This window comes from Sphingobium sp. B11D3B, from assembly GCF_025961735.1.
Lineage (GTDB): Bacteria > Pseudomonadota > Alphaproteobacteria > Sphingomonadales > Sphingomonadaceae > Sphingobium.
Genome location: NZ_JAOQOF010000001.1, coordinates 555,261 through 575,158, shown reverse-complemented (window position 1 = coordinate 575,158; position 19,898 = coordinate 555,261). Strand labels below are relative to the sequence as shown.

21 protein-coding genes are annotated in these 19,898 nt (G+C 65.1%); 11 read left to right on the top strand and 10 right to left on the bottom strand.

Annotation, left to right across the window (positions count from 1 at the left end; translation table 11 throughout):
• Nucleotides 1-214: 214 nt before the first annotated feature.
• The 4 genes from glmS to glmU form a co-directional block, all read right to left on the bottom strand.
• Nucleotides 215-2,038 (bottom strand): glutamine--fructose-6-phosphate transaminase (isomerizing), encoded by a 1,824-nt coding sequence (gene glmS / locus M2333_RS02780; protein ID WP_264610776.1) that lies wholly within the window; start codon nucleotides 2,036-2,038, stop codon nucleotides 215-217.
• Between the two features lie 21 nt (nucleotides 2,039-2,059).
• On the bottom strand, nucleotides 2,060-2,428 hold the full coding sequence (locus M2333_RS02775) for a type II toxin-antitoxin system VapC family toxin (RefSeq protein WP_264570817.1): 369 nt from the start codon (nucleotides 2,426-2,428) through the stop codon (nucleotides 2,060-2,062).
• Nucleotides 2,425-2,685 (bottom strand): ribbon-helix-helix protein, CopG family, encoded by a 261-nt coding sequence (locus M2333_RS02770; RefSeq protein ID WP_264610775.1) that lies wholly within the window; start codon nucleotides 2,683-2,685, stop codon nucleotides 2,425-2,427. The genes M2333_RS02775 and M2333_RS02770 overlap by 4 nt, the downstream gene beginning before the upstream one ends.
• Before the next feature lie 343 nt (nucleotides 2,686-3,028).
• Complete coding sequence (gene glmU, locus M2333_RS02765) at nucleotides 3,029-4,345, bottom strand: bifunctional UDP-N-acetylglucosamine diphosphorylase/glucosamine-1-phosphate N-acetyltransferase GlmU (protein WP_264610774.1); 1,317 nt, start codon at nucleotides 4,343-4,345, stop codon at nucleotides 3,029-3,031.
• Nucleotides 4,346-4,512: 167 nt separating this feature from the next.
• On the opposite strand from glmU, the gene M2333_RS02760 reads away from it, so the two are divergent.
• The 8 genes from M2333_RS02760 (at nucleotide 4,513) to phoB (ending at nucleotide 12,616) form a co-directional block, all read left to right on the top strand.
• Complete coding sequence (locus M2333_RS02760; RefSeq protein ID WP_264610773.1) at nucleotides 4,513-5,187, top strand: HAD-IA family hydrolase; 675 nt, start codon at nucleotides 4,513-4,515, stop codon at nucleotides 5,185-5,187.
• Between the two features lie 70 nt (nucleotides 5,188-5,257).
• Complete coding sequence (locus M2333_RS02755) at nucleotides 5,258-6,547, top strand: sensor histidine kinase (protein ID WP_264610772.1); 1,290 nt, start codon at nucleotides 5,258-5,260, stop codon at nucleotides 6,545-6,547.
• A gap of 80 nt (nucleotides 6,548-6,627) precedes the next feature.
• Nucleotides 6,628-7,662: a substrate-binding domain-containing protein gene (locus tag M2333_RS02750; RefSeq protein ID WP_264610771.1), complete on the top strand. Its 1,035-nt coding sequence runs from the start codon at nucleotides 6,628-6,630 to the stop codon at nucleotides 7,660-7,662.
• Nucleotides 7,663-7,739: 77 nt separating this feature from the next.
• Entirely contained in the window at nucleotides 7,740-9,122 is a 1,383-nt protein-coding gene (pstC, locus tag M2333_RS02745) for a phosphate ABC transporter permease subunit PstC (RefSeq protein WP_264610770.1), read from the top strand.
• Nucleotides 9,119-10,411 (top strand): phosphate ABC transporter permease PstA, encoded by a 1,293-nt coding sequence (gene pstA / locus M2333_RS02740; protein WP_264578500.1) that lies wholly within the window; start codon nucleotides 9,119-9,121, stop codon nucleotides 10,409-10,411. The genes pstC and pstA overlap by 4 nt, the downstream gene beginning before the upstream one ends.
• Nucleotides 10,405-11,187, top strand: a complete 783-nt coding sequence (gene pstB, locus M2333_RS02735) for a phosphate ABC transporter ATP-binding protein PstB (protein ID WP_264573226.1) — start codon at nucleotides 10,405-10,407, stop codon at nucleotides 11,185-11,187. Before pstA ends, pstB begins: the two co-directional genes overlap by 7 nt.
• Before the next feature lie 31 nt (nucleotides 11,188-11,218).
• Nucleotides 11,219-11,917 carry a phosphate signaling complex protein PhoU gene (gene phoU, locus M2333_RS02730; protein WP_181560146.1) on the top strand — a complete coding sequence of 233 codons (699 nt, stop codon included), beginning with the start codon at nucleotides 11,219-11,221 and terminating at the stop codon, nucleotides 11,915-11,917.
• 3 nt (nucleotides 11,918-11,920) lie between these two features.
• Entirely contained in the window at nucleotides 11,921-12,616 is a 696-nt protein-coding gene (gene phoB, locus M2333_RS02725; RefSeq protein WP_181560147.1) for a phosphate regulon transcriptional regulator PhoB, read from the top strand.
• Between the two features lie 36 nt (nucleotides 12,617-12,652).
• On the opposite strand, the gene M2333_RS02720 is transcribed toward phoB, so the two are convergent.
• The 3 genes from M2333_RS02720 to epsC all read right to left on the bottom strand — a co-directional run bounded on the left by M2333_RS02720 (nucleotide 12,653) and on the right by epsC (nucleotide 15,216).
• The gene (locus M2333_RS02720; RefSeq protein WP_264610769.1) at nucleotides 12,653-14,047 is read right to left on the bottom strand and encodes an OprO/OprP family phosphate-selective porin; all 1,395 of its coding nucleotides are present in this window, start codon (nucleotides 14,045-14,047) and stop codon (nucleotides 12,653-12,655) included.
• A 111-nt stretch (nucleotides 14,048-14,158) separates the two neighbouring features.
• Nucleotides 14,159-14,515, bottom strand: a complete 357-nt coding sequence (locus M2333_RS02715) for a DUF2794 domain-containing protein (RefSeq protein WP_181560149.1) — start codon at nucleotides 14,513-14,515, stop codon at nucleotides 14,159-14,161.
• Nucleotides 14,515-15,216 (bottom strand): serine O-acetyltransferase EpsC, encoded by a 702-nt coding sequence (gene epsC, locus M2333_RS02710; RefSeq protein ID WP_181560150.1) that lies wholly within the window; start codon nucleotides 15,214-15,216, stop codon nucleotides 14,515-14,517. The genes M2333_RS02715 and epsC overlap by 1 nt, the downstream gene beginning before the upstream one ends.
• 172 nt (nucleotides 15,217-15,388) lie before the next feature.
• Here epsC and M2333_RS02705 point away from each other — a divergent pair, with 172 nt between their 5' ends.
• Nucleotides 15,389-16,150 (top strand): sulfite exporter TauE/SafE family protein, encoded by a 762-nt coding sequence (locus M2333_RS02705; RefSeq protein ID WP_181561460.1) that lies wholly within the window; start codon nucleotides 15,389-15,391, stop codon nucleotides 16,148-16,150.
• 39 nt (nucleotides 16,151-16,189) lie between these two features.
• Nucleotides 16,190-17,119, top strand: a complete 930-nt coding sequence (locus M2333_RS02700) for a hydrogen peroxide-inducible genes activator (RefSeq protein ID WP_181560151.1) — start codon at nucleotides 16,190-16,192, stop codon at nucleotides 17,117-17,119.
• Between the two features lie 12 nt (nucleotides 17,120-17,131).
• Here the strand turns inward: M2333_RS02700 and M2333_RS02695 are convergent, their stop codons facing one another.
• Genes M2333_RS02695 through pgsA form a run of 3 tightly spaced genes read right to left on the bottom strand, consistent with a single transcriptional unit; the run spans nucleotide 17,132 to nucleotide 18,433 of the window.
• Entirely contained in the window at nucleotides 17,132-17,611 is a 480-nt protein-coding gene (locus M2333_RS02695; RefSeq protein ID WP_264610768.1) for a molybdenum cofactor biosynthesis protein MoaE, read from the bottom strand.
• The gene (moaD, locus tag M2333_RS02690; RefSeq protein ID WP_264594189.1) at nucleotides 17,604-17,864 is read right to left on the bottom strand and encodes a molybdopterin converting factor subunit 1; all 261 of its coding nucleotides are present in this window, start codon (nucleotides 17,862-17,864) and stop codon (nucleotides 17,604-17,606) included. The genes M2333_RS02695 and moaD overlap by 8 nt, the downstream gene beginning before the upstream one ends.
• A gap of 2 nt (nucleotides 17,865-17,866) precedes the next feature.
• Nucleotides 17,867-18,433, bottom strand: a complete 567-nt coding sequence (gene pgsA / locus M2333_RS02685; RefSeq protein WP_181560153.1) for a CDP-diacylglycerol--glycerol-3-phosphate 3-phosphatidyltransferase — start codon at nucleotides 18,431-18,433, stop codon at nucleotides 17,867-17,869.
• Nucleotides 18,434-18,573: 140 nt separating this feature from the next.
• Here pgsA and M2333_RS02680 point away from each other — a divergent pair, with 140 nt between their 5' ends.
• Nucleotides 18,574-19,896 carry an MFS transporter gene (locus M2333_RS02680; protein WP_264570830.1) on the top strand — a complete coding sequence of 441 codons (1,323 nt, stop codon included), beginning with the start codon at nucleotides 18,574-18,576 and terminating at the stop codon, nucleotides 19,894-19,896.
• Nucleotides 19,897-19,898 lie beyond the last annotated feature (2 nt).

Genomic DNA, 19,898 nt, shown 5'->3' with positions numbered 1-19,898 from the left:
TGAAATCGAGCAATTTCTTACCGAATTTTTCGCGGCAAAATGGTAGATATCCCTTTCGCCAAGATGCACCTTTTGAAGGTACCGATGATTAAATACGGATTTTATTTAGGAATAGTCTGACGATTTTAATTGTCGCAAACTCAAAATCGGCGAATTTTAAATCGCCATCTGAAAAACTATATGCGCCGCAAGGGGCCACACTCAAAGGTCGAACCTACTCCACCGTCACGCTCTTCGCCAAATTCCGGGGCTGGTCGACATCCGTGCCCTTGAGCACCGCGACGTGGTAGGCGAGCAGTTGCACGGGCACGGCATAGACCATCGGCGCGATGAGGGGGTGGACCTTGGGGAGCGCGAGTGTGGCAAGGCAGCCTTCGCCGGCGGCGACGATGCCCTCCTCGTCCGAGATCAGCACAACCTTGCCGCCGCGGGCCTGCACTTCCTGCATGTTGGAGACGGTCTTCTCGAACAGCGGGCCTGAGGGCGCGATGACGATGACCGGCACTGCCTCGTCGATCAGCGCGATGGGGCCATGCTTCATTTCACCTGCCGCATAACCTTCGGCATGGATGTAGCTGATTTCCTTGAGCTTCAGCGCACCTTCGAGGGCCAGCGGATAATCGGTGCCGCGCCCCAGATAGAGCACGTCGCGCGCGGGCGCGATGTGCGGCGCGAGGGCCTGGATCGCCTCGTCCTGCATCAGCGCCTGATTGATCGCGGCGGGGGCCTCGGCGAGGTGGCCGACGATCCGCTGCTCTTCCTCGCGCGTCAGCCGTCCCTTGGCGCTGGCGAGATTGGCCGCGAGCGCCGCGAGCACGGCGAGCTGGCAAGTGAAGGCCTTGGTCGAGGCGACCCCGATCTCCGGCCCGGCATGGGTCGGCAGCAGCAGGTCCGCCTCGCGCGCCATCGAACTGGTCGGCACGTTGACGACGACGGCGATCTTCTGCCCTTCGGCCTTGGCATGGCGCAGGGCCGCGAGCGTATCGGCCGTCTCGCCGGACTGGGAAATGAAGAGGGCAAGGCCGCCCGCCTCCATCACCGGCTCGCGGTAGCGAAACTCCGATGCGAAATCGAGATCGACCGGCACCCGGGCGAACTGCTCGAACCAGTATTTGGCGACCATGCCAGCATAGAAACTGGTGCCGCACGCAACAATCGTGACACGGCCGATCGCTGACAGGTCGAAGTCCGGAATCGGCAGGGAGAGCGTGTCGTCGATCCGCCGGAGGTAGCTGCGCAGCGTCTGGGCGACCACCACCGGCTGCTCGTAAATCTCCTTGAGCATGAAGTGGCGGTGATTGCCCTTATCGATCATCGCACCGGACACGCCGGAGATGGTGACCGCGCGCTCGACGGGATTGTTGGCCCGGTCGAACACCTGCGCGCCCTCGCGCGTCACCACCACCCAGTCGCCCTCGTCCAGATAGGCGATGCGCTGGGTGAGCGGGGCCAGCGCCAGCGCGTCCGATCCGAGATAGGTCTCGCCATCGCCATGGCCGACCACCAGCGGCGAGCCAAGGCGCGCGCCGATCAACAGATCGGGATGGCGACGGAACAGGATCGCAAGCGCGAAGGCACCGTGCAGGCGGGGCAGCACCTGCTTCACCGCCTCCTGCGGCGAGACGCCCTGCTCGACCAGTTCGCTCACCAGATGCGCGACCACCTCGGTATCGGTCTCGCTGGCGAACACCCGCCCGCGCCCGATCAGCTCATCGCGCAGCGCCTTGAAATTCTCGATGATGCCATTGTGGACCACCGCGACTTCGTCTGTCGCGTGGGGATGTGCGTTGCTCGTGGTCGGCGCGCCATGGGTCGCCCAGCGGGTGTGGGCGATCCCCGTCGCCCCCGCCAGCGGCTCGGCGGCCAGCACGCGGGCAAGATTGACGAGCTTGCCCTCGGCCCGCCGCCGCTCGATCCGGCCATCCACGATTGTAGCGACGCCGGCGGAATCATAGCCGCGATATTCGAGCCGCCGCAGCCCGTCGAGCAGGCGCTCCGCGACATCCTGCGTGCCGACGATGCCGATGATTCCGCACATGGGGGTGAGCCTTCCTTGAATTCAGATCGTGTAAGGGATGCGGATGCCCGGCATATTGGCCGGGAAATCCCTGCTGTTGCGCGTCACCAATATCCGCCCGCTCAACTGGGCCGATGCCAGGATGATGGCATCGGGCAATTTAAGCGAGCGGCGCTGCTGCCGAAGCGAGGCAGCCCGCCGCCCCACTTCCTCGCTCACTTCCGCGATCGCGAAAAGATCCAGAAAGCGCTCGGTCTCGGCATGGAGTCCGTCCGGGGCGCCGGCCATGATCTCGATCCAGCTGATCCGGCTGATCCACGGACGACGAGCGCGCTGCAGTTCCGCCCAGGCCTGCGGGCGTTCGTGAAGCGCATCGATGAGAATATTGGTATCGAAGTAGAATTCGCTCACGGCTGAGGTGCGTCCTCGGCGCTCTCCCAATCCCGATCCCACTCGCCACGGGCGCGACGTTCATAGGCCAGCCCGTCCACCGATGAGCCATGCTGTGCCCAGAGGCCGAAAAAACGCTCCACCCCCTGCATGGACTGGGCGGCACGATAGCTGCTGACGGCCTCGCGGAGGATCGCCGCGCGGGATGTCCCCTGCTGCGCGGCCTGCTCCTCAAGCCACTTCACATCGTCGTCGGAGAGGTCAGCCAGGAAGCGCATGATATATTGATATCATATCGTGATATCATGTCAACGCGCACCTCGGTCACGCAAGAAAAGAGGGCGAACCACATAGCTGGCCGCCCTCTTTCCTATCCCAACTGCCCAAATGCACTCGGCGGCGCATTCCCACGGACAGGTTCGGCTCGCACCGATAAGGATCGACGATCAGCGCTGCACTCCCCACAACCGGGCAAAGCCGATTGCGTCCCACGAAGGATCGCTGCTCATCTGCTGGGCTCGACCCTGTCAAAAATGCTGCCAGGGCGATTGGACATTTTCGACAATCGCGCAGAAATTTTCCTCGGTTCGTCGATAAAATGTCACCGGATGGCAGGGGGCCTCAGCTGTCTTTCCTGTGCGCCGCACTTTTCTTTTTGCGCATCGCGTCATGGAAGCGATCGGCCCAGCCCGGCTTCACGAACTGTTCCGCGCGGACCAAGCGTAGCTCTCCATCGCCAACATCGCGCGAGACCGCGCTGCCCGCTGCGACGATGGCATCCCGGCCGATCCGCACCGGCGCGATCAGCGCGCTGTTGGAGCCGATAAAGGCGCGGTCGCCGATCACTGTTTCGTGCTTGAAATAGCCGTCATAGTTGCAAGTGATCGTGCCGGCACCGATGTTCACCGCCTCGCCCACCTGCGCGTCGCCGACATAGGAGAGATGGTTCACCTTGCTCCCCGCGCCCAGCACGGCCTTCTTGATCTCGACGAAATTGCCGACCTTGGTCTTTTCGCCCAGCCGCGCGCCGGGCCGCAGCCGCGCGAACGGCCCGACCGAGGCATGCCGGCCCACATGCGCACCCTCCAAATGGCTGAAGGCATGGATCGTCGCGCCCTCCTCCACCACCACGCCGGGGGCGAAGATCACATTCGGCTCGACGGTCACGTCGCGGCCCAGAACCGTATCGTAGGCGAAAAACACCGTCTCCGGCGCAACCAGCGTCACACCGTCGCGCATCGCTTCCGCGCGTCGTGCCTGCTGCCAGCTCGCCTCGACCGCGGCCAGTTCGGCCCGGCTATTCACCCCGGCAACCTCGTCCGCGCTCGTTTCGATGACCGCGCTCGCCCGCCCGTCAACGGCAGCGAGCATCACGATGTCCGGCAGATAATATTCGCCCGCCGCATTGTCATTGCTGACCCGATCGAGCAGCGCGAACAGATCCTCCGCGCGCACGGCCATCAGGCCGGAATTACAAAGATCCTCGGCGCGCTCGGCCTCGGTCGCGTCCTTATACTCAACCATCTTGCCAATGCGTCCATCGGCAGTGGCGATGATGCGGCCATAAGCGGCGGGATCGCGTGGACGGAAGCCGAGCACCACGCAGGCCGGCCCATCCTCCTCATGCAGGCGCGCAATCAGCGCCCGCATGGTCTCGGCGCGCACCAGGGGCACATCGCCATAGAGAATGAGCACGTCCCCCACAAAGCCCTGCAGCGCCGCCGCGCTCTGCGCCACGGCATGGCCCGTGCCGAGCTGTTCGGCCTGCACCGCGATGTCGATCCCGCGACCGGCCACGGCGGCCTCCACCTGCTCGCGCCCGGCGCCAACCACGACGATCTGCCGCGCCGGATCGAGCGCGCCGGCGCTTGCCAGCAGGTGGAGCAGCATCGGGCGACCAGCAAGCGGATGCAGCACCTTGTGCCTGGCCGACTTCATGCGCGTCCCCTGGCCGGCAGCAAGAATGATAACGGCAAGCGGGCGGTTGATCGGATCGGGCACGGGCACTCTCTTGTTGGCGAGATCGAGGGGCGATCAGGACAGGGCAGGCAAGCCTTGCCATGTTTGACTTGATCGCGCCACTGCCCAGAAGGCATGGGGCAGCGATGACCAAATTTGCTTTCGACCTTGTCGGCTTCGATCTTGACGGCACGCTGCTGGATACCGGCGCGGACCTGACCGCCGCCGTCAATCACGCGCTCGCCACGCGCGGTTACGGCCCCTTTCCGGTCGAGACCATTCGCCCGTTCATCGGCAAGGGCGCGCAGCGCATGCTGGCGCGGGCACTGCAGGAATCGGGCGAGCAGGACGAGGCGCTGGTCGATGCGCTGCTGCCGATCCTGCTGGACCATTATGCCGCCAACATCGCGGTACATACCCAGCCCTATCCGGGCCTGATCGACGCGATGGATGCGCTTTCCGCGCGCGGCGTGCGACTGGCCGTCTGCACCAACAAGCGCGAGGCGCTGGCGCGCAGCCTTCTCGATCAGCTCGGCCTTACACCCCGTTTCGCGGCTATCGTCGGCGGCGACACGCTCGGCCCCAACCGGATGAAGCCGCTGCCCGATCTGCTGCTCGACATGGTGGAGAAGGCCGGCGGCGGGCGCACCATCTTCCTGGGCGATACCGACAATGACACGCTGGCGGCCCGCGCTGCCGCCATTCCTTCGATTGCGGTCAGCTTCGGCTTCGTGCCCTGCACGGCGGAAGAGATCGGCGCGGATGCCGGCATCGACCATTATGACGAGTTGGTACCGCTGCTGGAGCGCTGGACGGTCTAAGCCACTCCCCGCCCCAGCGCCGCGATCTTTGGAATCGCGCTGGCAGTGCGAATCATCTACGGGGTGGCCCATGGCCCGCGTCGATCGCTCGATCTGGATTTTGCTGCTGACGGGGGCGCTCGCAACCGTCATCGTCTACGACCTGACCGGCAGCGCGGAAGCCACGTTGACCTCGGCGGTGGCCTGCCTGTTCGGCGTCGCGCTGCTCTTCGATGCGCTGGAGCGCCGCGCAACGCCGTCCCTGATCTCGGCACCTGCGCCTGACGCAAATGGCGCGAGCCTCAGCCAGATCGACACCCTGCTCCAGGCCCTGCCGCACCCGAGCCTGATCGTGGAGCGCGGACGGATCGAGCGCTGCAACGACGCCGCGCTGGCGCTGCTCGGCCGTCACATCATCGGGCAGGACGTGCGGCTGGCCCTGCGCCACCCGGCCGCGATCGATCTGCTCACCGGCCCCAATCAGGCGCAGGCTCCCGCCCGCGTGGACATCATTGGGCTGGGCGCCGCCGGCCAAAGCTGGGCGCTCGACATTCAGCCGATTGCCAATGGCCGCCTGCTCGCCTTGCTGTTCGACCAGAGCGACAAGCAGGCCGCCGAGCGGATGCGCGTGGATTTCGTCGCCAATGCCAGCCACGAGCTGCGCACGCCGCTGGCCGGCATCCTCGGCTTCATCGAAACCCTGCGCGACCCCGTCGCGGGCGCCGATGCGGCCACCCGCGAGCGCTTCCTCACCATCATGGATGGCGAGGCGCGGCGGATGCAGCGGCTGGTGGACGATCTCATGTCCCTCTCCCGCATCGAGGCGGACAAATATCGCTCGCCCGACCAGCCGGTGGCCTTCGCCCCGCTGGTGGAGGAAGTGGTGGAGGTCTTCCGCCAGGGGCAGAACAAGCGCGGGCAGGATATCGTGACGCAGGTCGATCCGGACTTGCCCCCGGTGCGCGGCGACCGTGCGCAGTTGAGCCAGCTGCTTCACAACCTCATCAGCAATGCGCTCAAATATGGCGCGGCCGGCACGGCGGTGACGGTGCGGGCCGAGCCGCATGAGCGCAACATGGTGCTGCTGGCGGTGGGCGATCAGGGCGAGGGCATTCCACCCGAACACCTCCCCCGCCTCACCGAGCGCTTCTACCGAATCGACTCAAGCCGCAGCCGCGCGATGGGCGGAACGGGCCTTGGCCTCGCCATCGTGAAGCACATCGTGCAGCGCCATGGCGGAATTCTTCAGTTCGACAGCAAGGTCGGGGTCGGCACCACCGTGCGGGTGGAACTGCCGGTCTTCCGCGCTCTTGCGGGCGAAGACGCCGCTGCCGGTACCGCCCGGGCCGCACCTGCCGGGGTGACCGAGTCACAAAAGTGAAACAGAAATGTCACAGAGGCGCGAGGAACCCGGTTCTAAGGCGACGCCGGGCAACACAAGCGCCTCCCGGAGACCAGTCCATGCGTCACGCATTTTTCGCCGCGTCCCTGCTCATGCTCGCGGCCTGCCAGAACCAGCCCGGTGGCGGCGCGCGCGATCAGATCCGCGCGGTCGGCTCGTCCACCGTCTATCCGTTCGCACAGGAAGCCGTGCGCCTCTTCCAGAATGACAATCCCGGCATGAAAGCGCCGATCATCGAATCCACCGGCACCGGTGCGGGCATCAGCCTGTTCTGCAAGGGCGTCGGCGCCCAGAACCCGGATATCGCCAACGCTTCCCGCCGCATGAAGAAATCCGAGTTCGAGGCGTGCCAGGCGAACGGCGTCAACGAGATCATCGAAATCCAGATCGGTCTGGATGGCCTGGCGCTGGCGGAGTCCGTGAAAGGTCCCAAGATCGCGCTGACCACCAAGCAGGTCTATGAAGCGCTGGCCGCCAATCCTTATGGCAAGGGCCCGAACAAGGCCAAGACCTGGCAGGATATCGACCCCGCGCTGCCTGCCATAGCCATCTCCGTCTTCGGCCCGCCCTCGACCTCCGGCACGCGCGATTCGCTGGCCGAACTGATCCTGACGCCCGGCTGCGACACCGACCCGGCGATGAAGGAGCTCAAGGCCAAGGATGAAGACAAGCACAAGCAGCTCTGCACGCAGATCCGCGAGGACGGCGCCTATGTCGATGCCGGCGAGAATGACAATCTGATCGTGCAGAAGCTGAATGCCAATCCCGATGCGGTCGGCATCTTCGGCTTCTCCTTCCTCGAGGCCAATCGCGACACGGTGCGCGATATCGCCATCAATGGGCAGGAAGCGACTTATGAAACCGTTGCCGGCGGCTCCTATCCCGGTGCCCGTCCGCTCTACATCTATGTGAAGAAGGCCCATCTCGCCGCCATTCCGGGCCTCAAGGCCTATATGGAAGCCTTTGCCAAGAACTGGGCACCCGATGGCGCGCTGGCCCGCCGTGGCATGGTCGCCGCGCCCGAGGATGTGCGCACGGCCAATGCCGAGCGCATCGCAAACCTCACCGTGCTGAACGGCGACGAACTGCACTGATCGGACAATCCAACCGGTGACGGCGCGCTGCCGCCACCGGTTCCTGCCAGGTTGAATGGCCAAGGGGGTATGAGCGAATGACCGGCGTAATGATCGTCCTGATCATAGGCGCGCTTGGGGTGATCGGCTGGATCATCGCCCGGGCACGCGCCACCCGGCTGCAGGCGGAAGTCGGTCGTCTCGCGACCAACAGCCGCCCCACCCAGCATGGCTGGTATGTGGCGCTGTGGACCATGCTGCCCGCCTTCGCCTTCCTCGCGGTCTGGGCGAATGTGATGCCGGCGCTGATCGCGGACTCGGTGCTGGCCACGCCCGCAGCGCAGACCCTGCCCACCGACGATTTTTCGCGCAACGCGATCCTTGCCGAAGCACAGTCCATTGCCAGCGGGTCGCAGGCCGCGGCCTTCAATCCCCAAGCCACGGAGCTGGTCGAGCCCTATCGCGTCGCGACGATGCGTTATTCGACCATGGGCGCCATCCTCGCCGCGATCCTGGCCTTCGCCTGCGGCGCCTATGCCCTCTCCCGCGTCCGCCCCGCCTTCACCGCGCGCCACCGCGTCGAGAAGGTGGTGATGTGGTCGCTGCTCGGCGCCTCGTTGATCGCCATCGTCACCACCGCCGGCATCGTCGCCTCGCTGGTGTTTGAATCGATGCGGTTCTTCTCGATGGTCAACCCGCTCAACTTCCTGTTCGGCCTCAACTGGAGCCCGCAATCGGCCGCGATGGGCTATGGCAATGAGGACGCCTTCGGCGCAGTGCCGCTGTTCTGGGGCACGATATTCATTGGCGCCATCATCGCCATGATCGTCGCCATTCCGCTCGGGCTGATGAGCGCCATCTACCTCACCCAATATGCCCGCCCGACGACCCGCAAGTGGATGAAGCCCATTCTTGAGGTGCTCGCCGGCGTTCCGACGGTGGTCTATGGTTATTTCGCGGCGCTGACCGTCGCGCCGGCGCTGCGCAGCCTCGCGGTCTCGCTCGGCATTTCCAATGCATCCTCCGAGAGCGCGTTGGCCGCGGGCCTCGTGATGGGCATCATGATCATCCCCTTCGTCTCCTCCATGGCGGACGACAGCATCGCCGCCGTGCCGCAATCGATGCGCGACGGCAGCCTCGCCATGGGCGCGACGACCAGCGAGACGATCCGCAAGGTGCTGATCCCCGCCGCGCTACCCGGCGTCGTTGGCGGCGTGCTGCTCGCCGTGAGCCGCGCGATTGGCGAGACCATGATCGTGGTGATGGCGGCCGGCCTTGCCGCCAACCTCACCCTCAATCCTTTCTCCAGCGTGACGACCGTGACCACCCAGATGGTCCAGCTCCTGACCGGTGACCAGGAATTCGACAGTGCCAAGACGCTCGCCGCCTTCGCGCTCGGGCTGGTGCTGTTCGTCGTCACATTGCTGCTGAACATCGTCGCCCTGCGGGTCGTGAAGAAATATCGGGAGGCTTACGAATGAGCGGCGAGACTGTTCTCGACCGGGCTGCGGCCAGCGACCGCGCCGAACGGGTGCCGACCGACTGGCGCGGCGATGCGATGAAGCGCCGCATTGCGCGCCGTTACGCCGCCGAGCGCCGGTTCCGCCTGTGGGGCATGGCCGCCGTGCTGGTTTCGGCAGGCTTCCTTGCCTTCCTGCTCATCTCGATGATGGGCAATGGCCTGCGCGGCTTCACGCAGACGGAAGTCGCCGTGCCCATCGATTTCCCGCGCTCGCCCGCGCTGATCGATCCGGCGGTGCTTGCGACCAACCCCGAGCAGGCGCTGGCCAGTGCCAATCTGCCGGCGGTGCTGGAGCAGGCCACGAGGGAGGCGTTCGGCCTCCCCGAGACCCAGATCCTCTCGCCCAACGCCGTGCTCACCCTGCGCAAGGCGATCATCAGCGATCCGACCATTCTCCAGCGCAAGGCCACGGTGAACCTCCCCGCCTCGACCGGCCTGGACGTGGCGATGAAGAGCGACGGCACGCCCGCCGATGAGGCATTGGTCGCCAAGCTCGGCGATGCCGGCGCGCTCTCCACCGCCTTCAATATCGGCTTCCTCACCGGCAGCGATGGCACCGACCCGACGATGGTCGGCATCTGGGGCGCGCTCAAGGGCTCGCTGATCACGATGGTGATCACGCTCGCGCTGAGCTTCCCCATCGGTGTGTTCGCCGCACTCTATCTGGAGGAATATGCGCCGCGCAATCGCTGGACCGACCTCATCGAGGTGTCGATCAACAATCTGGCGGCGGTGCCCTCGATCATCTTCGGCCTGCTCGGCCTCGCCATCTTCCTTAACGTGATGCATCTGCCCCGCTCCGCGCCGCTGGTCGGCGGCATGACGCTGGCGCTGATGACCATGCCCGTCATCGTCATCGCCGGGCGCAATGCCATCAAAGCCGTGCCGCCCTCGATCCGCGACGCGGCGCTGGGCATCGGCGCCTCGCCGGTGCAAGTGGTCTTCCATCATGTGCTGCCGCTCGCCCTGCCCGGCATTCTCACCGGCACCATCATCGGCATGGCCCGCGCCTTGGGCGAGACCGCGCCGCTGCTGATGATCGGCATGCGCGCCTTCGTCTCGCAGCCGCCGGGCGGCTTCACCGATCCCGCCACCGTGCTGCCAGTCCAGATCTTCCTGTGGTCGGACGAAGTGGGCCGGGGCTTTATTGAAAAGACCTCCGCCGCGATCATCGTGCTGCTGGCGTTCCTGCTCACGATGAACAGCATCGCGATCTTCCTGCGCAACAAATTCGAGAAGAAATGGTAATGGCCGATATTCAGACCAGCGCACCCAAGATGTCCGCTCGCGGCGTCAAGGTCTTCTATGGCGAGAAGCAGGCGATCGACAATGTCTCGATCGATGTGGACCTGGATCATGTGACTGCCTTCATCGGCCCCTCGGGCTGCGGCAAGTCCACCTTTCTGCGCACGCTCAACCGCATGAACGATACGGTGGCGAGCGCGCGGGTTGAAGGCGAGATCACGCTCGATGGCGAGGATATCTACGCCTCTGGCATGGACGTCGTGCAGCTGCGCGCGCGGGTGGGAATGGTGTTCCAGAAACCCAACCCCTTCCCCAAGTCGATCTATGAGAACATCGCCTATGGACCGCGCATCCACGGCTTGGCCGCCAGCAAGAGCGATCTCGATCAGGTCGTGGAGAAGTCGCTGCGCCGCGCCGGCCTGTGGGAGGAAGTGAAGGACCGCCTCAACGAGAGCGGCACCGCGCTCTCGGGTGGCCAGCAGCAGCGCCTGTGCATCGCCCGCGCGATTGCCGTGGACCCTGAAGTGATCCTGATGGACGAGCCCTGCTCGGCGCTCGACCCGATCGCCACCGCCAAGATCGAGGAGCTGATCCTGGAGCTGCGGGGCAACTATGCCATCGTGATCGTGACCCACAATATGCAGCAGGCTGCGCGCGTCTCCCAGCGGACCGCCTTCTTCCACCTGGGCAAGCTTGTGGAACAGGGACCGACGACCGAAATCTTCACCAACCCGCGAGAAGAGCGCACCAAGGATTACATCACCGGACGCTACGGCTGACATCGGCCGATTGGATGGACAGGAACGAGCTATGACGGAACACACGCTCAAGGCCTTCGACGACGACATCAACGCCCTGCGGGCGCTGATCGCCGAGATGGGCGGCCTCACCGAGGATGCCATCGACAATGCCATCAAGGCGCTAACGACACGCGATGTGGCGCTAGCCAAGAGCGTCGTTGCCGGCGACGCGCGGATCGACGAGCTGGACGCGCATATCGAGCGGCTGGTGGTGCAGACCATCGCCCTTCGCGCGCCGATGGCGGACGACCTGCGCGAGATCATCGCGGTGCTCAAGATCGCCGGCATCGTCGAGCGCATGGCCGATTATGCCAAGAACATCGCCAAGCGCGTGGAGACGGTGACGGCCTCCAGCCGCATGGAGCCGCTCTCGCTGCTCCCCTCCATGGCGCAGATCGCCCGCGAGATGGTTAAGTCCGCGCTCGATGCTTTCGCCGCGCGCGACGCGCAGCAGGCGCTGGCCGTGATCGAGCGGGACCGGGCGGTGGACGATTTCTACAATTCCATCTTCCGCACCATGGTGACGTTCATGATGGAGAACCAGAAGATGATCTCCGAGAGCGCGCATGTGCTCTTCATCGCCAAGAATCTCGAGCGCATCGGCGACCACGCCACCAACATCGCCGAGATGGTCCATTACGTCGCGACCGGCGCCAAGCCGCCGGAGCGGGAGAAGGGAACGTCAGTCGATCTGCTGGCGGAGGACTGAGTGGTGGTCCGCGCAAAGATGTTGCTCGTCGAGGACGATGCAGCGCTGGCGGAATTGCTCATCTGGCACTTCCAGCGAGAAGACTTCGACGTCACGCAGACGCCCGACGGCGAGGAAGCGCTTATTCTGGCGCAGGAGAGCACGCCGGATATCGTGCTGCTCGACTGGATGGTGGAGAATCTCTCCGGCATCGAGGTCTGCCGGCGACTGCGGCGGATGCCAGAGACGGCCAATGTGCCGATCATCATGCTCACCGCCCGCGGTGAAGAGGAAGATCGCGTGCGCGGCCTGGAAACCGGCGCTGACGATTATGTGACCAAGCCGTTCAGCCCCCGCGAGTTGATCGCCCGCGTCAACGCCGTGCTGCGCCGCGTCCGCCCTGCCCTCGCCGGCGAGGTCCTGACCTTTGCCGATCTGGAAATGGATACGGTGGCCCACAAGGTGCGGCGCGCCGGGCAACTCGTCGCGCTTGGCCCCACCGAATTCCGCCTGCTGCGCCATCTGCTCGAACATCCCGGCTGGGTGTTCTCCCGCGAGCGCCTGCTCGACAGCGTATGGGGGCAGGACAGCGAGATCGAGCTGCGTACGGTCGATGTGCATATCCGCCGGCTGCGCAAGGCGGTGAATGCCGGCGGCCTGCCGGACATCATCCGCACCGTCCGCTCGGCCGGCTACTCGCTGGATGCCGACGCAGCCTGACCGCGCGCCTTTAGAAACGCGCGGTCGCGCCGCTCCTCAGAATTCGTATTGCGCGCGCAGACCGAACACGTCGCTACCATAATCGTCCCGCGTCCCGGCGACGACGGGCGTATCGCGCACTTCGACGCGCAGATAATTGGCCAGGAACTTCACCCGCTCGATCGGCACCCAGATGAGTGACACGCCGTAGGTCTGCTCGCGGCCGCCATTGATGAGGCCATCGTCGAGATCGAGCCAGTCATAGCGCAGGTTGAGCTGCCAGGCGCCCGAGCCGCCCTTGTCCAGCCCGCGTGCGGGCTTGATCGAGCCGAAGGCGCCATTGCGATAGCCCCGGCTGGAGGCGCCGGCGAGCATGTAGCCGACTTCCCCATAACCGCCGAAAAAGGTCGGATCGGCAAGGCCGGGCCGCGCCACTTTCTGCCAGAAGCCTTCCGCCGCCACATGCCACCGCCCCCGCAAGGCCGCAAATTCCAGGCCATAGCCCGTCTCCGCGCTGGCGCTGAACAGGCCGGTGTCGACAAAGCGCACATCGGTCGTCCGCGCGCCAGGCCGGGCGCGATATTGGAGGACGTCGGTCAGATCGTTCAGCTCCCGGTGATGCAGCGAGCCGCCGAGATGAAGTTGCGTGTCGCCGAGCTTGGGCATGAACACCAGCCGGCCATCCAGCGCATAGCTGTTGCTGGTGACGCCCGACGTGCCGAGCGCCGCGAGATCGTCCGCAAAGGCGCCGGCGGAGAGCAGCACGTCGCCGATGCGGTAGGTGGCCGAAAGCCCCAGCCGCCGCTCCAGACCGAAGGCCTGCGTATAGGCCGCGCGCTCGAGGAAGCTGGTTTCCAGATCGCTGGTCAGGTCTTCCAGCGTGGTGATGCGGTGGTGCCCGACCGTCAGCGTAAGCGGCCCGCGCTCATAGGTGAGCCAGGCGTCGGTGAACTGCGCGCTGCCGGAAGCGAAATCCAGCTCCAGCCGATAGCCAAAGCCGCCACCCAGCGTGCCGTCCGCACCGAGATAGGCGCGGCGCACGTCGGCCGACCAGCCCAAAGTGGGCGAATTGATGCCATCCGGGCGGGAGACGACGTTGGTATCGAGTTGCAGCCGACCGCGCGGCTTAAAAGAAAGCCCGCCCTCGCCGCTAAATTGCGGCGCGCCACGCCAGCTCACTTGGGTGTCCGGCTTGGCGCTCGCTGCGGGCGCGGGAGTGGCAGTCTGGGCAGAGGCGACCGCCGCCTCGGGGGTCGCGGACGGCGTGGAGGACGCGTCCTGTGTGCCCTCGACCTTGCCGAGCCGGGCCTCCATGCTCTCAAGCTGCGCTCTTAGCCGCGTAATTTCTGCCCGCAGCGCGGCGACGTCATCCGGGGCAGAGGCTTGCGAGGAGGCCTGGGCCAGCACGGGCGCGGGTATCGTCAGCGCGCTCGCAGCGAGAAGCGCCGCCATCAGGGGAAATCGCAAGGTCCATGCTCCGTTCAAATGTCGGACGCCGGTATGACAGTTTGATGACAGTTTTGCGACAGTCGGGTGAGAGACCTCGCGGCGACGCGCCTGCCCCTAATCCTCGATCAGCTTCATCAGCCGGCGTTCGACAGGCGCCAGAATTCCGGCCAGTTCCTGCCCCCGGCGCAGGATCACGCCATTCTCGCCGATCAGCGCCCACATGCCCTGACGGTTGCGCAGAGACGGGCGCTTCTCGATGCGCACCTCCGGGCGTTCCGCCGTGCGGCGGAAGGCGGAAAAGATCGCGACGTCCCGATTGAGATCAATGGCGTAATCGCGCCACTGCCCGGCCGCGACCATGCGTCCGTACAGATCCATGATGCGCGAGAGTTCCAGTCGGTCGAAACTCGTCTGCGTGGGCGGGCTATTGGCCGGTGTGGGCCGGGGAGGAAATGGTGTGACGTTGCTCATCAAGCCGAGGTGCGGGACTGACCGTCAGCGCCGTCCGCGCGCCGGGCTTCCTGCTCGGCAACCAGATCCGCCAACCGCTTGCGCAGCACTTCGACTTCGCACTGGAGGATTTCCAGCTTCTGCGTCGCCGGATCGTAGGTCTCGCTGCAGGGCGTACCATAAGGCGTGAACGGCTTTTGATATTCCTTGGCATCGACCAGCGTCGCGCGGGCTGGAATGCCGATCATCACCGCGCCCGCCGGCACGTCCTTGGTCACCACGGCATTGGCCCCCACCCGCGCGCGCTCACCCACGGTGATCGGGCCGAGCACCTGCGAGCCGGATCCGATGATCGCGCCGTCGCAGATCGTCGGGTGGCGCTTACCGGCGATTCCGTTCGCCGGATCGGTGCCGCCCAGCGTCACGCACTGGTAGATGGTCACATTGTCGCCAATCAGCGCAGTCTCGCCGATGACCGTGAAGCCGTGATCGATAAAGAAATTCTTTCCGATCGTCGCGCCGGGGTGAATGTCGATGGCGGTCAGGAAGCGTGAAAAATGATTGACCAGACGCGCAAGGAAGAAGAGCCGCCAGCGAAACAGCTGATGCGCGACCCGATGCAGGCCGAGGGCCCAGACTCCTGGATAAATAAGGATTTCCAGCCGCGAACGCGGCGCGGGATCGCGCTCTTTCACGGAATCGAGGTAGGACAAAAGCCCCATGGCAAAGCGTCCCTTGCTGGCCGACAAGAGCAGCTATCTAGTCGCGATGCGTTGAAATTTCTAGAGCGTTGCCAGGATTAGGCCCAAGGACAATTTCCTTGCCAAGCCGGAAACGGCGGGCCTATTGTCCAGTGAGTTAATTGAGAAAGGCTTGCCCTTGCCCGACGCCTGGATGGATTTTGCGCTGATGCTGTTGCCCTTCGTGGCCGTCGGCTTCGGTGCGCAGATAATCGATGGCGCGCTCGGCATGGCCTATGGCGTCATTTCCAGCAGCCTCCTGCTCGCGCTCGGTGTTCCGCCCAAGGCAGCCTCCGCCAGCGTTCATGCCGCAGAGACCTGCACCACCGCCGTCTCCGCGATCAGCCATGTGCTGCATGGCAATGTCGACTGGAAGCTGTTCTGGAAGCTGGTAGTTCCCGGGATGATCGGCGGCGTTGCGGGCGCCTATTTCCTCTCGAATATCGATGGCGAGCTGATCCGGCCCTATATCCTCTCCTACCTTGCCTTTATCGGCCTCTGGCTGCTTTGGCGCGGCCTGCGCCATACCGAGGCGCATGTGCGCGACCCCCGGTTCGTGTCGCCGCTCGGCCTTCTCGGTGGCTTCCTCGATGCATCCGGTGGCGGAGGATGGGGTCCGGTCGTGACCTCGAACTTGCTGATCCAGGGCACCAGCCCGCGCCACACCATCGGCACGGTCAATACGGTCGAATTCTTCCTGACCCTGTCGATCAGCATTACCTTCCTCGTCCATCTCGGCTGGGAGACGTTCACCACCGCCACGACCGGACTGTTGATTGGCGGCGTGCTGGCCGCGCCACTCGGCGCCTGGATCGCCAAGCATGTTCCGGCCCGGCCTCTGCTCATCATGGTCGGTTGCGTGCTGACCCTGACGACCGGCTACGGCATCCTGCGCTCGCTTGAACTGATCGGCTAGATCGATTAAATTGCCACTTTCCAGCGGAAAGGGCGATCAATGTCGATCTACATGCCGACCCTCAAGCAGCTCCAATATCTGGTTGCGCTGAAGGAACATGGCCATTTCGGGCGTGCGGCGGATGCGTGCTTCGTCACCCAGTCCACGCTTTCGGCCGGCATCCGCGAACTGGAATCGCTGATCGGCGTCACCTTGGTCGAGCGAACCCGCCGTATCGTGCGCTTCACGGCGCTGGGTGACCGCATCGTCACCAAGGCCCACCGCGTGCTGCGCGAGGCCGAAGAACTGGCAGCCATTGCGCAGGCCTCGGGCACGCCGCTGGTTGGCGAATTGCGGATGAGCGTCATCCCCACCATCGCGCCGTTTCTCCTGCCCCGGCTGCTGCCCAGACTGCGCGAGGAGCGCCCGGCGTTGCAGCTTTATCTCCGCGAGGAAACCAGCCACGCGGCGCTCGACTCGTTGCGCCACGGCCATGCCGATTGCGTGCTCCTCGCCCTGCCCTTTCCCTGCGGCGATGCGGAAATCGAGGTGCTGTTCGACGATGCACTGTTCGTCGCCTTCCCCAAGGACGATCCACGCGATCCGCCGGCCCTGATCACGCCCGAGATGATCGACGGCAACCGCCTGCTGCTGCTGGAGGATGGCCACTGCCTGAAGGAACATGCGCTGGCTGCTTGCAACCGCGCGGAGTTGCGCACCGAGGCGACCATCACCGGCACGTCGCTGCATACGCTGGTGCAAATGGTGGATAATGGCCTGGGGCTGACCTTGCTGCCGGACATGGCGATAAGGGGCGGCATTCTTGCCAACACCAAGATCACCGCGCGGCCGATCCAGTCGCCGAGCGCCCATCGCGAGATCGCCCTGGTCTGGCGGCGCAACTCGCCGCGGGAAGCCGACTTCCGATTGATGGCGGACATTCTGCGCAACGCCGCGACCAGCCAGCAGGAGACAGCCGAGGCCGCCTGAGCGCGGCGGCCGTCAGATCGGGTCCAGCCGCCCCTGCCGCCAGATTGCGGCGCGCGCGTCGTCGGCGCCTTTCGCTTCGACCCAGCCGGCCGAGCCGTCATGCCGGATCTCCTGCTTCCAGAAGGGCGCTGAGACTTTCAGCCAGTCGATGAGAAACGCACAGGATTCGAGCGCGGCGACGCGGTGGGCCGAGGCGGTGCCGACGAAGACGATCCGCGCGCCGACCGGCAGTTCACCGAACCGGTGGATGACCGTCACGCCGAGCAACGGCCAGCGGGCGCAGGCTTCTTCGACCACCGCAGCGATCTGCGCCTGTGTCATCGCGGGATAATGCTCCAGCCGGAGCGCGCGCAGCCCGCCATCATCGCGCACCAGCCCCGTAAAGCTCGCGATCCCGCCGCCATCCAGCCCTTCCAGCCGGGCCAGCTCGCGGCCGGGATCGAAATCCTCCGCCGTGACGCGCAGCGAAATCGAGGGCGTGGCGTCAGCCACCGGTCACGGGGGGAAAGATCGCCAGCTCGCGCGCCTGGCCGACGGCAGTGTCCAAGGGCACAAACTTCTGGTCCAGCGCCGCGCGCAGACGCGCCCTGTCCGCAAAGGCCGCCGCATGGCCGGCGCTGCCGGCTGACAGGGCATCGAGAAGCTGCGCCACGGTCGTATCGGGCGAGGGCACGGGCTGCTGCTCTTCGTCCAGACCGATCCGCTCGCGCACCCAGGCGAAATAGAGAATCGTGATGTCGGCCATGATCAGACCGTCATGTGCTTGAGGCCGGCGCGCAGATAATCCCAGCCGGTAAGCAGGGTGAGCAGAGCGGCCGCCCACAAGGTGACGAGGCCGGCAAGCTGGATGAACGCGATATGCGGCAATCCGCCCGCCAGAATGAGCGCGCCCAGCGAGACAAGCTGAAACGCCGTCTTCCACTTGGCGAGCCGCGAGACCGGCACGGAAATCCGCAGGCCCGCGAGAAACTCCCGCAGGCCGGAGACCGCAATCTCCCGCAGCAGGATCACCAGCGCCGCGATGATATGGACGCCGTTGATGTTCTGGTTGGCACACAGGATGAGAATCACCGCGCCGATCATGATCTTGTCCGCGATCGGATCGAGAAACACGCCCAGCTTGGAGACCGTGCCCTGCGCGCGGGCGAGATAGCCGTCGAAATAATCGGTGATGCCCATCAGGCAGTAGAGCCCGAACGCCGCGAGATAGCCGAGGCGCCAGGCGTGGACAGACTCGGCCGGCCACAAAAGGGCGACGAGCAGGGGCACCGCGAGAATCCGCGAGAGGGTCAGAATGTTTGGCAAGAACTTCACGACAATGCGGGTGCCACAGCCGTTCAGCGCAGACAAGGGGCTGCACGATGCGGCATCCAATGTCTTTTCACCTGCCCATTTCGCCGCTAGAAGCCCGGCGACGGCGCGAGTCCGGCCGGATCACAAGAGTTCACGCACTTATGCAGGCATCCCTGCGGCTGCTCGGCCACCGGAAGTTTCTGCCCCTGTTCGTCACTCAGTTCCTCGGGGCCTTCAACGATAATCTCTTCAAGACTGCGATGATCCTGTTCGCGACCTATGGCGTGTTTCAGGACCCGCAACAGGAATCGGCGTTCAACGCGGTCGCGACCGGGCTGTTCGTGCTACCCTTCTTCCTGCTGTCGGCTCTCTCCGGCCAGCTTGCGGACAATATCGACAAGTCCAGGATCATCCGCACGGTCAAGCTCGCGGAAATCCTCATCATGACGGTCGGTGCGGCCGGCCTGCTGGTGAGCGCGCGGCACCCGATGACCGGCGTTGGCCTCATGCTGACCGCATTGCTGGCGATGGGCGTTCACTCGACCTTCTTCGGGCCGATCAAATATGCGATTCTCCCTCAGCATCTGGAGCAGGATCAGGTGCTCGGCGGGACGGGGCTCGTCGAAGCCGGCACCTATATCGCCATTCTGACCGGGACGATCGTCGCGGGCTGGATCAGCCCGACCGCCGCGGCGTGCGGCGTCCTCATCATCGCGATGATCGGCTACCTCTCGGGCCGCATGGTGCCGCCCGCCCCGCGCGTCGGGCCGCCGATCGACATGGATTACAATATCTTCCGGGCCTCCTGGCGCCTGATCTCGGCAACCATGCACATCCGCCGCCTGTTCCTGGCGATCATGTCGATCAGCTTCTTCTGGATGATCGCCACGGTGCTGGTCATCATCTTCCCGCCGCTGGTGAAAAATGAGTTCACCGCGACCAAGGAAGTCGCGAGCATGTTCCTCGCGATCTTCTCGATCGGCGTGGCGGTAGGATCGGTGGCGGTCAACCGCCTGCTCGGTGGCGTCGTCTCCGCCCGTTACTCCCCCATCTCGGTGCTGATGATGGCCGGCTTCATCTGGTTCTTCTCCTATGCCTCCGGCGACTGGGTCCGCGCGCCCGCCGATACGCTCTATACGGTCCGCGATTTTCTCGCCGCACCACATAGCTGGCGCATCGTGATCGCTTTGTTCGGCATCGCGACGTTCGGCGGCATGTTCGTTGTGCCGCTCTACGCCTTCCTCACCACCACGGTGAGCAAGGACCAGACCGCGCGGACAGTCGCCGCCAACAATGTCGTCAACTCAGGCGCGATGGTCTTCGGCGCGCTCGTCATCATGGCCGCGACCAGCGCGGGCCTGAGCAACCGGGAAGCACTGCTCATCATGTGTGGCATGTGCGGCATCTGCGCCCTGCTGGCGCTGAAGCTTCACCGGGCGTGCGAAGCGGACCTGGCAGCCGCGCGGGAAGCCGGCGGCCGCTGAGT